Below are 12,073 nucleotides of genomic sequence, written 5' to 3' on the forward strand. Positions count from 1 at the left end.
AAAACCGATCTCTTCTAATTGATCTGTTTTAATTTCAATTTCTGTTTGTGCCGTAAGTAATTCATTCCGTGTATCTACATGTTCAGTGATGTTGTATCCAATGCAAAAAATCCCTTCCGGGTTGTTTTGATCGTCAAAAACGGCTTTAAATTCCCATTGCGTAAAAATAAACCCGCCCTTACCGTCGTGTTTGCGTAATGTGGCAGGGAATAATTGTTCTGGGTTTTCGAAACATTTACCGCCCACTTCTGCACAAATTTTAATATCATCGGGGTGAAGCGTAATGTAAAATGGCTTACCAACGAGTGACTGATTTATAAAATCAAAATTCTTGTTGTAATTAGGGCTCACATAGGTATAGCGGTTATCCATCCCAATGATAATGGAATAATAATAAGATGAGCTTTCTAAAAGATCTATAGTTTCTTTAAAATGCATAATAATGAAAGATATTTATTTACGTAGCTATGTGAAGATAAAAAATTTAATTGTGAAGATAAATTAATTAAAGCGAAGACTTTTTTCGATTTAGAATAGTGGCCTGCCCTATAAATTAATTGAATTGATTTAGCCGGTATTGCCACAGCAGGGTAAATGTACCCCGGCCTTCACACAAATCACTAATCTATAACTAACTAATCATTCGAAATCACTACTTTTGCGGCTCGAAAAATTCCCTCAATGAGTCAGCCCGTAAAAATCAAAAACGCGTTAATTTCGGTTTATTATAAAGATCATCTTGAACCGGTAATTCATGAACTTAATCGCTTAGGCGTTAAAATATATTCAACAGGTGGTACCGAAGCGTTTATCCGCAGCTTAGGTGCCGATGTTATTGCTGTTGAAGACCTTACTTCGTACCCTTCTATTCTGGGTGGCCGTGTAAAAACCCTCCATCCAAAAGTGTTTGGTGGTATCCTTGCCCGCCGCAGCCTGGAGCAAGACTTGCAACAGCTGCAGCAATACGAGATCCCGGAGATCGACCTGGTGATTGTAGACTTATACCCGTTTGAAGAAACAGTAGAGTCTGGCGCAGGGCATGATGACGTGATCGAAAAGATCGACATTGGTGGCATTTCCCTTATTCGCGCAGCTGCTAAAAATTATAAAGATGTAGTGATCGTATCTTCAAAAGATGATTACCAGACTTTAGCACAATTGCTGAAAGAGAACGACGGCTCAATAGAAATTGAAGATCGTAAAAGATTTGCCTTAAACGCTTTCAATATATCATCGAGCTACGATACTGCCATTTTTCAATACTTTAACCAGGACGAGCAGGTGCCTGTGTTTAAACAAAGCATACAGCAAAGCCAGGTTTTACGCTATGGCGAAAACCCACACCAGCAAGGTGTTTTTTACGGTCAGTTAGATGCCATGTTTACGAAATTGCACGGCAAAGAGTTATCTTATAATAACCTGGTTGATGTTGATGCAGCTGTGTCATTGATTGATGAATTTACCGAGCCAACTGTAGCTATATTAAAACATACCAACGCCTGTGGTATTGCATCGCGTAGCTTTATTAAAGAAGCCTGGATAGATGCTTTAGCCTGCGACCCGGTTTCGGCTTTTGGTGGTGTAATTATTGCCAATGATGAGATTGACGAAGCAACAGCTATCGAGATCAGCAAACTGTTTTATGAAGTACTGATTGCGCCGGCTTATACCAACGAAGCGCTTGAAGTATTGAAAAGCAAAAAGAACCGTGTGATCTTAATCCGTAACAAGGTTGAGTTACCGGTTAAGCAATTCAAAACTTTGCTGAACGGTGTTATCGAGCAAGATAAAGATGCGGTTATCGAAGGCCCAGCCCAAATGACCCCGGTTACCAACGCGCAACCAACCGAGCAACAGTTGAAAGATTTGTTCTTCGCTAATAAAATTGTAAAGCATACAAAATCAAACACGGTAGTACTGGCTAAAAACGATCAGTTGCTGGCAAGCGGTGTAGGCCAAACTTCACGTGTTGATGCCTTGATCCAGGCGATAGAAAAGGCTAAAAATTTCGGTTTCGACCTAAATGGTGCCGTGATGACGTCTGATGCTTTCTTCCCTTTTCCGGATTGTGTTGAAATTGCTGCAAATGCGGGCATAACCGCTGTTCTGCAGCCTGGAGGCTCTATTAAGGATCAGGATTCTATCGACATGGCTAACCAAAAAAATATAGTTATGGTAACTACCGGAGTTAGACATTTTAAACACTAAATTACATCGATTACAATAATCTGTGCTTTTTAACGCTTTAAAAAGCAAGCGACTGATGCAGCTTATTTAAGTAATTTTTTTCAAATTTGCAGATTATTAGAAACACATTTAAATGGGTTTATTCAACTTTTTTACGCAAGAGATTGCGATTGACTTAGGTACAGCAAATACCCTGATTATACATAACGATAAAGTGGTTGTAGATGAACCATCAATCGTTGCCTTAGACAGGCAAACCAACAAAGTTATTGCCATTGGGCGCCAGGCCATGCAAATGGAGGGTAAAACCCACGAAAAGATCCGCACCGTACGCCCGTTGAAAGATGGCGTAATTGCAGATTTTGATGCTGCGGAACACATGATTCGCGGGATGATCAAAATGATCAATAAAGGCAAAAGCTGGTTTTTCCCGTCGCTAAGGATGGTAATATGCATTCCATCAGGTATTACCGAAGTAGAGAAACGTGCCGTAAGAGATTCGGCCGAAATTGCAGGTGCCAAAGAGGTTTACCTGATCTATGAACCAATGGCTGCTGCGGTAGGTATTGGAATTGACGTAGAAGAGCCAATGGGTAACATGATCATCGATATTGGTGGTGGTACTACAGAGATTGCGGTTATCGCTTTATCTGGCATTGTATGCGATCAATCTATCCGTGTTGCTGGTGATAACTTTGATGCTGATATCGTGCAGTACATCCGTCGCCAGCATAACATTATGATTGGTGACCGTACTGCAGAGAAGATCAAGATTGAAGTTGGTGCAGCGTTGCCGGAATTGGCAGATCCACCTGCTGATTTTGCCGTACAAGGCCGTGACTTGATGACTGGTGTACCAAAACAAATTACCGTATCATATACCGAAATTGCACATTGCCTTGATAAATCAATCTCTAAGATTGAAGAAGCGATATTGAAAGCTCTGGAGATCACTCCGCCAGAGTTATCGGCAGATATTTATCAAACCGGGATCTATTTAACCGGTGGCGGTGCATTGCTGCGTGGTTTAGATAAACGTGTAGCTGCCAAAACCAAACTACCTGTGCATGTGGCCGAAGATCCACTGCGCGCCGTAGTACGTGGTACAGGCACTGCCCTTAAAAATATTGGTAACTTTAAGTTTTTAATGCAGTAGTTGAGATATGAGATATGAGATATGAGATTTAAGATGAAGTAGGCTATTGGATAATTTGTCTGATTGAGTTACTTTTATGTCTTAAGTTTTATTATGTCTCAAATCTCAAATCTCAGATCTCAAATCTGATTCCCGCATGCGTAACCTATTGATCTTCATTAGCAAGTACAACGCATTTTTCTTGTTCTTGATATTTGAGATAACGTCGCTGATTATTTACATTAAATATAATTCTTTTCAGAAGGCTACTTTTATCAACAGCTCTAACCAGGTTACCGGCAATATTTATGGCCGTGTAAATAAGCTGAACCAATATCTGGCACTTAAAGAAAGCAACGACAGCTTAATGGCCGAAAACTCCCGGCTGCGCGGCCAGCTGGCTTCTTCTTTTTACGTAGACACGGCCGCAAAACATACCATTACAGATTCGCTTTATCACCAGCAATACACCTACATTGCGGCCAAGGTAATTAACAACTCGGTTAACCGGTCTAACAACTACATTACCATTAACCGGGGCAGTAACGAGGGTATCGCTAAAGATATGGGCGTTATTTGCAGTTCGGGCCTGGTGGGTATCGTAGTAAATACAAGCGAGCATTTTTCAACCATCCGGTCATTCTTGCATAAAGATACCAAGATTAGCGCCATGGTTACCGATACCAAGGATATTGGCTCGATGATATGGAGCGAAGACCTGGGCCCGCATACTGGTTTACTTATAGACATCCCCAACCATGTAAAACCGCGCCTGGGCGAACCTGTGGTAACCTCCGGGTTCTCCTTATTCCCTCCTGGCATCTCTATTGGTAAAATAAGCAAGTTAAATGCAAAGGGTGGCGGTTTCTTCCTCAATATGGAAGTTAGCCTGTCTGTAGATTTTAGCCGTTTGGAGTATGTGTATGTGGTAATTAATAAACTGGCCTTAGAGCAGGGCACATTAGAGGCACAGCAGAAAAAAGATGATCAGGACACTAATAATTAATTTAATACGCTTTGTGGCGCTGGTGTTCTTACAGGTTTTCCTGTTGAAGAATTTAACGTTGTATAACCTTTCTACACCGTACCCCTATATTATATTCATCCTGCTGTTACCCTTCGAAACACCAAACGTTTTACTGTTTGTATTATCTTTTATACTGGGTTTAACCATTGATGCCTTTTATGATACCCCTGGCCTGCATGCCGCAGCCTGTGTGTTAATGGCCATGGTACGGGTAATGTTTATTAGTATTACAGTGCAGAAAGATGGCTTTGATAACGAGCCCGAGCCTACCTTAAGCGTAATGGGTTTCAGGTGGTTTTTTGCCTATGCCTCTATACTCACACTTTGCCATCACTTCTTTTTGTTTAACCTTGAAGTATTTCGAATTTCTGAAATACAATATACTTTATTACGTTTTCTTTTAAGTTCGGTTTTTACCATATTTTTAATGCTGATTTCAGGCTTCTTATTTTTCAGGAGTAAAGAACGTAAATGAATAGTTTTTTCGCGCGGCGGTACGTTGTTACCGCAATATTTGTAACCCTTTGCCTTACCTTACTGGTGAGGCTTTTCTATATGCAAATTGTGGAGGATAAGTATTTCCTGGCCTCCAACAACAATGTGATCCGTAAGTTTATTATGTACCCGGCCCGCGGCCCTATACTAGACCGTAATAATAAAATACTGGTGCAAAATGAACCCGTTTATGATATTACCGTAGTACCCCGCCAGGTAAAGGCATTTGATACACTGGCGTTTTGCAAAATGATTGGTATTGATAAGGAAGGCTTTGATAAGCGCTTTAACAAAGCCTTGAAGTACTCGCCTTACCGCACCTCAATATTTGAAAAGCAACTGCCTGCAACCTTATATGCCTCCTTACAGGAAAAATTATCTGAGTTTCCTGGATTTGATGTGCAGCCGCGTACCATCCGTACTTATCCGGATTCTATTGCCGCCCACTTTTTGGGGTATATAGGTGAGGTAACAGATCGCGACATCGAAAAATCGCACGGCTATTATCATCCTGGCGATTATATTGGCCGTACCGGTGTAGAAAAAGCCTACGAAGATTTACTGCGCGGCCAGCGTGGGGTGAAAAACTTAATGGTCGATTCGCGCAATGTGGCTAAAGGGCATTTTGCCAATGGCGCTTATGATACCGTAGCAGTAGCCGGCAAAAGATTGATCTCCTCGTTAGACAGCCGCATCCAGAAACTGGGCGAAAAGCTGATGAAGAACAAGGTAGGCAGCATTGTTGCCATCGAACCTTCAACGGGCGAAATTTTAGCCTTTGTAAGCAGCCCCGGTTACGACCCCAACCTGATGGTAGGGCGCGAGCGCGGTAACAACGTAGCCAAATTGTATGAGGACCCTTATAATCCGCTTTTCATCAGGCCTATACAGGCTTACTATCCGCCGGGTTCTTCTTTTAAACCATTAAGTGCGCTTATTGCCTTGCAGCAAGGTATTATTACACCGCAAACTACCTATTTCTGCGCGGGTGGCTATTGGGCGGGCAACCACATGGTAAAGTGTACGCACCATCATGGTACTACAGATTTAACGCTGGGCATAGCCGGGTCATGCAATGTGTATTTTTGCAGCGTGTTTGATAAGCTGATGAATGAGCATGGTGGAAAACAAACCGAAGCCACTTTTACCGATTGGAAAGCGAAAGTTAACCTGTTTGGTTTCGGTGTTAAACTAGGTGTGGATTTACCGCACGAAGGCCGCGGTAACGTACCAACAGCGCTGCACTATGATAATATACACGGTAAAAATCACTGGCGTTCCAGTGCCATTATATCGCTGGCTATTGGGCAGGGCGAGCTGGAAGCTACCCCATTGCAGTTGGCCAATGTAGAGTGTACAATAGCTAATCATGGTTTTTATTATACTCCCCACCTGATCAAATCAATCGGCGACAGTAACATCATCAAGAAAGAATTTATTGAAAAGCACCAGGTGGGTATCGATCCGCAATATTTTGAACCGGTGATAGAAGGTATGCACCAGGTAGTGCAGCAAGGTACGGCCAGAGGCTCTATGATACCCGGTATTGATATGTGTGGTAAAACAGGTACGGCGCAAAATCCGCACGGTAAAAATCACTCGCTGTTTGTAGCCTTTGCGCCACGTAACAATCCTAAAATAGCCATAGCTGTAATTGTAGAAAACTCCGGCGATGGCGGTACATGGGCTGCACCAATTGCCAGCTTTATTGTTGAAAAATATTTAAGAGATTCGATAACCAACCGCCCATCGGGCATTACACCAAAGTATTACGCAGATGCTAACCTGCTGCCGCCATTGCCAGGGCAAAAGCCTGTTGTAAAACCCAATCGTAAACTGGACACGCTGGGTAAAGAAAACGTTGATACCACCGGTAAGCCACCAGTGCAAATCAAAGCTGTTTCGCACAAAAATAAAAACAAGAAAGATACGCTGCTGCGTATTTTAGCCGCCGCCCAAATTAAACGGAAGGACGATGAGCAATAGCACTAATCAACGCGGGTTCTTTTTTAATGTCGACTGGCTAACGGTATTGCTGTATCTTATTTTATGTGCCGTTGGCTGGTTTAATATCCACTCGGCGGTATATGATCCAAGGCACCCGGGTTTTGTAGATTTTGATACCAATTACGGTAAACAGTTCATCTTCATCATGTCGTCCATTGTGCTGTCTATCGTAATCTTGCTGCTGGATAACCGCTTCTTTATCACCTTTGCATCCGTATTTTACGTCATCACCATTATTTTGCTCATCGCGGTACTGGTCGTTGGGCGAAATGTGGGCGGTAACCAGGCCTGGATTCCTTTGGGTTCTTTCAGGTTGCAACCATCCGAGTTTGCTAAGGTTACTACAGTGATGCTGCTGGCACGATATTTAAGCGGCACCAATATCAGGGTTACCGAATGGCGGTCGTTTCTTACCGCAGGGGCCATTATTGGCTTGCCCATGTTATTAATTATGCTGCAGCCCGATACCGGCTCAACCCTGGTATTCTGCTCGCTAATATTTGTACTTTACCGCGAAGGTTTATCGCCATATTTCCTGGTAACCATCGCCCTGATGATTATTCTGTTTGTGCTTACCTTGTTGCTCAATCAATTGTATCTTGCCATTGGTGTGGTTGCAATTGGTTTGCTGCTAATTTGGATCTTTCGTCGTTTCAGGCAGGTAATGTTAACGGTGCTTATCGGTATTGTGATATCTGTTGTGTTTATATTCAGCGTAAAATATATTTACCTGCATGTATTAAAACAGCACCAGAAAGAGCGGATAGATATTTTACTGGGCCTCACCTCAGATCTGCGGAAGAAGGGTTATAACGTAAATCAGTCTAAAATTGCTATAGGCTCTGGCAAACTATGGGGCAAAGGATATTTACAGGGAACCCAAACCAAATACTCCTTTGTGCCCGAACAAAGCACCGACTTTATATTTTGTACTATAGGCGAAGAGTGGGGCTTTGCCGGTTCTGTAGGCTTAATCAGTTTATACCTTTTCCTGCTGCTCCGGCTGCTCATGCTTGCCGAGCGACAGCGATCGCCTTTCTCACGCATTTACGGCTATGGGGTAGCGTCTGTGCTGTTCTTCCACGTTATCATCAACATCGGGATGACGGTAGGGGTGGTGCCGGTAATCGGTATCCCGTTGCCATTCATCAGCTATGGCGGCTCTTCGTTATGGAGCTTTACAATACTGCTTTTTGTGATGATTAAATTAGATTCTAATAGAATGGGGACGTTGGTGCCTAATTAATTTCTTAAAAAGCACATCATTGCTGTACGAAGCAATCCCAAACCTATTACTATTAACTTCAATAACAGATAGTCCGTTTTTCATTAGGGAGGGCAGGGGGCTAGAATGAATCGTCTGTGGAAGTACTTTTTCTTTAACCGCCAAAGAAAAAGTACCAAAAAGAAAGCTCGCGGCTGCACCATGTTCTGTGCAAGTTAGTGCCCGGGTCAGGCTTGTGCTATCCCAACATACCGATGCCGCGTTGTTTAGGTTATGAACGGCCCCTAAGCTGTTTCTAAACTATCACTTTACGAAAACCTTCTCCTCAACAAATCGAAAAACTTCTCATTGGTAGTGGGTTTTTCTGCCCAACGGTTCTTTTCTACGTAGTTGGTGTTTAAGAACCGCTCGGCATCCTCAAAATTATTGAAGCGGTTTAGTATCTCGATGGCTTCGCTGTAGGCCAGGCTGTATCCGTTAAACAGGTCGCGTACAAACAGCATCTTGTCATTAAGCGTAATAGCCGACTTAAGATCTTTAATTGGCTGCACAGACGCTGCCGTAGCGTTGATAGCCGTATTGGCAGATAGGCGCTCGTTAAGCGTTAACTGGCGTTCTGGCTCAATAACCGGGGTAGGCGCAGGTGCCGATATCGGTTGTTGTTTAAGTTGGTAGGTAGGGATAGCCGCCGGTTCTGGTGTAAACTGTGGCGAATAGGGTACTGCTTCAGGCTCGGGCGTAACTGTTGATGCCATGGCCTCGGCAACGGTTGGTGCTGTAGGTTCTTCTTGTTCTGCATGGTAAGCAGCGTTAATAGAACCGGTTTCGTCTTCACCAGCTTCGCCAAGTGTTAACTCATCACGGGTAGTTTCGGGCTCTGTTGTTCTCATAAATGAAAACATATCATGGCCTGTATCCGGTTTTATCTCAATTTCCTGAGTGTGTTCATCCGCTATTTCCAGCGGCGCAGTTTGGGGTTCAAAAGCAGTAACAGGCTCTTCGTGTTTGGGTTCCGGTGTTTCAGATTCGCCTAGTGTTTCTTCATGCTGATAGGTTGTTCCGGTTGGCATTGGAGGAGGGGTAAGCCGCACCTGAAAGCTATAAGAACCAGTTTTGGGTTCTTCTTCTTTGTATTCAGTTTCAGCGTCAATTACTTCTGCTGTTTCTTCGTCAATGGTTGGTGTTTCTTCTGGTTCTAATTCGTCCGCCTGTGGTTGAAATTGAAACTGTTTTGAAGTATACTCGTCTGCATCTTCTTGCGGCTGAGGTGCTGTTTCGAAATCAAAATGGAAACCGCCGCCGGGTTCAGGCGCTGCTTCTGGTTCTTCTTCCGGTGTTTCTATGTGGTAATATTCAGCAAGGGTGGGTTCTGCTTCTACAGCTTGCTCTTCAGTTTTTGTTTCCGGCGTTGCTACATGAAAATATTCAGCAAGGGTAGGCGTTGCTTCAGCCTCAATTTCCGGCTCTGCCACTTCGTTAGCGAACGAGGCCGGTAATTCAATTGCAGGCTCTGGTCGGTCGGGCTCCTGTTCAGCTGTTTCTTCAACAAAGGCAACAGCAGGTTCCACGATGGCTTTTGGTTTGCTGAATTGAAAATCTGGTTCTGTAGTAATTTCCGGTTCCGGCGTTTCTATCGCCATGTTTTGCCCATGTGCAGGGAGGCTTTTAGCCAGGGTTGCATTTAATTTGCGTAATACTTCCAGGTGGTCTGATAAAAAATGCGAATTGGCGGCAAAAAGCTCGAGTTCGAGGTCGTCTATGCTATCGCCCTGTGTTTTAAGGTATTCGTATTGCTCGTTCAGTTCTTGTAAAATATTGCCTATTTTTTTAAATACGTCCTGGTGCCTCATGGTTATATGTTAGGAAAAATGCTACTCAAAAATAGTATTAAATTCTGATATTAGCAGGCTTTAAGAGTTTATACATGCTGTTCAGTGAAGATGTTTTTAGGAGAAAAAGTGAGCTCGGTGGAAGCATAGAGGTTATCTGCGGGTCTATGTTTTCGGGCAAAACCGAAGAACTGATCAGGCGGTTAAAACGCGCACAGATTGCCAGGCTTAAGGTAGAGATATTTAAACCCAAAACCGATGTGCGTTATGACGAAACCAACGTGGTATCGCATAATCAAAATATGATCCCATCCATCCCGGTAGATCATTCATCGGCCCTGTTGTTAATGATAAGTGGTAATGTTGACGTAATTGGCGTTGATGAGGCCCAGTTTTTTGACGACGAATTACCCAATGTTTGCAATATACTGGCCAACCGTGGTATCCGGGTTATTGTGGCCGGTTTAGATATGGATTTTAAAGGCAAACCCTTTGGCCCTATGCCTGCTATTATGGCCATGGCCGAGTCTGTAACCAAGGTGTACGCAGTTTGCGTGCAATGCGGCAGCCCGGCCCTGTACTCGTACCGCCTGGTACCAGACGGTGCCCGTGTGCTGCTTGGCGAAAAAGAAAGCTACGAACCACGTTGCCGTGCTTGTTTTAACGCGGGCTTATTGCCATCTTAAATTCAAATTTTGTTAAAACCTGTTTTGTAAATCTTTGCCTGCCAATAAATAGCAGATTGCGGCGTTTTGTATTTACTTAACATATCGGTTATGAGCAGCGTGAAGGTGATTAATGTTTGGCAATGCACCCCTGATGCCGAAGAAACATTTGAACAGGAGTTAAAAAAACTGGTTGACATATCTGTTACCGAAGACGGGTGTATATGCTACGAAATTTACCAGCCCAAAAATCAACCCAATGAATATGTGATGATAGAGGAGTGGCAAAATGAAGCCGCGCTAGATCATCATCAAAATTCATCGCACTACAAGCATTTTATTAGGATATCGCCGGTTTTACAGGATAAACCGGCCCAAATAAAGCAATTGGTAAGGCTGGTTTAATTAGTTGTAAAAAATTTCATGTAGTAGTAAAACAAAATGGCTGTATCCGGTTGTTTATCAAATGTTCTGCTACGCCGCTTAATGGCAATAAACAGTTTTTTGATGCTATAATTGACGATAAGCCATGTCTAGAAAAATACTCGTTATTGAAGATGATAAAGATATAAGGGATACTATTACCTATGCCCTGCAAGGGGAGGGGTATGAAGTTGTCGCCTCAGAGAATGCCAAGATCTTAAAAACCATTAACGACATTAATCCCGATCTGCTATTATTGGATAACTGGCTTACCGACTGGAAAAGCGATGCCAATGGGCAGCAGTTAAGCAAAGAGTTAAAAACTAATCCCAAAACAAGCCACATTCCAATAGTTATTGTATCGGCAGTTAGCAATATCAAAGAAATTGCCGAAGCCGGGCTAGCCGATGGTTACCTTAAAAAGCCATTTGAGTTGGATGATCTGCATGCCATTGTAAAAAAGTTTACAAAGTAAACCATCGTTTCGGTTGTAAGTCAATACAGTAACAACTATATTCGTTAACCAATTATAAAACGAAAATGATGAAGAGACTTACTTTAAGCATGGGTATGCTTTTATTTTTTGTGCTATCTGCAAGTGCGCAAAACGCCGATGCCATTATTGGCAAATGGATTAACCCATCGGGTGAAGGCCAGATAGAGATCTACAAAAAAGGAAACAAATTTTTCGGCAAACTCGCCTGGATCAAGTTCCCTAATGATGCCGGCGGTAAACCCAAAACAGATATTAAAAACCCGGATGAGGCATTAAGAAGTCGCCCCGAATTAGGTTTGGAACTTTTAAAGGATTTTACCTTTGACGGCGAAGATGTTTACGAAAACGGCACTATCTATGACCCCAAAAGCGGCAAAACTTATAGCTGCAAAATGACACTTAAAGGAAAAAAATTGAAAATAAGGGGATACGTAGGCATCTCGCTTTTGGGCCGTACCGAAGAATGGACAAGGGTTGAATGATATATGGCAGCATTTATGATAGTTGTTTAAAACGGCTATTATAAATGCTTATTTCATTATAATTAATTGATTTTCAGTATTGTAAAATCTATAAATTTTATC

At 42.7% G+C, this 12,073-nt stretch carries 12 protein-coding genes; 10 read left to right on the plus strand and 2 right to left on the minus strand.

Annotation, left to right across the window (positions count from 1 at the left end; genetic code table 11):
• Positions 1-438 (minus strand): PAS domain-containing protein (locus RG47T_RS01080; protein ID WP_216350982.1); only part of this gene is annotated, 438 nt, incomplete at its 3' end.
• A 243-nt stretch (positions 439-681) separates the two neighbouring features.
• Between RG47T_RS01080 and purH the strand changes: the two genes are divergently transcribed.
• The 6 genes from purH (at position 682) to rodA (ending at position 8,097) form a co-directional block, all read left to right on the plus strand.
• The gene (gene purH / locus RG47T_RS01085; RefSeq protein WP_074487494.1) at positions 682-2,208 is read left to right on the plus strand and encodes a bifunctional phosphoribosylaminoimidazolecarboxamide formyltransferase/IMP cyclohydrolase; all 1,527 of its coding nucleotides are present in this window, start codon (positions 682-684) and stop codon (positions 2,206-2,208) included.
• 112 nt (positions 2,209-2,320) lie between these two features.
• Positions 2,321-3,343 carry a rod shape-determining protein gene (locus tag RG47T_RS01090; protein ID WP_074487496.1) on the plus strand — a complete coding sequence of 341 codons (1,023 nt, stop codon included), beginning with the start codon at positions 2,321-2,323 and terminating at the stop codon, positions 3,341-3,343.
• Positions 3,344-3,479: 136 nt separating this feature from the next.
• Positions 3,480-4,328, plus strand: a complete 849-nt coding sequence (gene mreC / locus RG47T_RS01095; protein WP_074487497.1) for a rod shape-determining protein MreC — start codon at positions 3,480-3,482, stop codon at positions 4,326-4,328.
• Positions 4,306-4,824 (plus strand): rod shape-determining protein MreD, encoded by a 519-nt coding sequence (locus RG47T_RS01100; RefSeq protein WP_074487498.1) that lies wholly within the window; start codon positions 4,306-4,308, stop codon positions 4,822-4,824. Before mreC ends, RG47T_RS01100 begins: the two co-directional genes overlap by 23 nt.
• Positions 4,821-6,830 (plus strand): penicillin-binding protein 2, encoded by a 2,010-nt coding sequence (mrdA, locus tag RG47T_RS01105; protein ID WP_074487500.1) that lies wholly within the window; start codon positions 4,821-4,823, stop codon positions 6,828-6,830. The genes RG47T_RS01100 and mrdA overlap by 4 nt, the downstream gene beginning before the upstream one ends.
• Positions 6,820-8,097: a rod shape-determining protein RodA gene (rodA, locus tag RG47T_RS01110; RefSeq protein ID WP_074487502.1), complete on the plus strand. Its 1,278-nt coding sequence runs from the start codon at positions 6,820-6,822 to the stop codon at positions 8,095-8,097. The genes mrdA and rodA overlap by 11 nt, the downstream gene beginning before the upstream one ends.
• Positions 8,098-8,384: 287 nt before the next feature.
• Here rodA and RG47T_RS01115 read toward each other — a convergent pair whose 3' ends face one another.
• Entirely contained in the window at positions 8,385-9,926 is a 1,542-nt protein-coding gene (locus RG47T_RS01115) for a DUF8457 domain-containing protein (RefSeq protein WP_074487503.1), read from the minus strand.
• A 74-nt stretch (positions 9,927-10,000) separates the two neighbouring features.
• Between RG47T_RS01115 and RG47T_RS01120 the strand changes: the two genes are divergently transcribed.
• From RG47T_RS01120 to RG47T_RS01135, 4 genes are all read left to right on the plus strand, one after another.
• Positions 10,001-10,591 carry a thymidine kinase gene (locus RG47T_RS01120; RefSeq protein ID WP_074487505.1) on the plus strand — a complete coding sequence of 197 codons (591 nt, stop codon included), beginning with the start codon at positions 10,001-10,003 and terminating at the stop codon, positions 10,589-10,591.
• A 90-nt stretch (positions 10,592-10,681) separates the two neighbouring features.
• Positions 10,682-10,975, plus strand: a complete 294-nt coding sequence (locus RG47T_RS01125) for a putative quinol monooxygenase (protein ID WP_074487507.1) — start codon at positions 10,682-10,684, stop codon at positions 10,973-10,975.
• A 124-nt stretch (positions 10,976-11,099) separates the two neighbouring features.
• A complete protein-coding gene (locus RG47T_RS01130) occupies positions 11,100-11,468 on the plus strand; it encodes a response regulator (RefSeq protein ID WP_074487508.1) in 369 nt (122 codons plus the stop codon).
• Positions 11,469-11,536: 68 nt separating this feature from the next.
• Positions 11,537-11,971, plus strand: a complete 435-nt coding sequence (locus RG47T_RS01135) for a DUF2147 domain-containing protein (RefSeq protein WP_074487509.1) — start codon at positions 11,537-11,539, stop codon at positions 11,969-11,971.
• Positions 11,972-12,073: the final 102 nt, after the last annotated feature.

It is taken from the genome of Mucilaginibacter polytrichastri (genome assembly GCF_001911425.1).
Lineage (GTDB): Bacteria > Bacteroidota > Bacteroidia > Sphingobacteriales > Sphingobacteriaceae > Mucilaginibacter > Mucilaginibacter polytrichastri.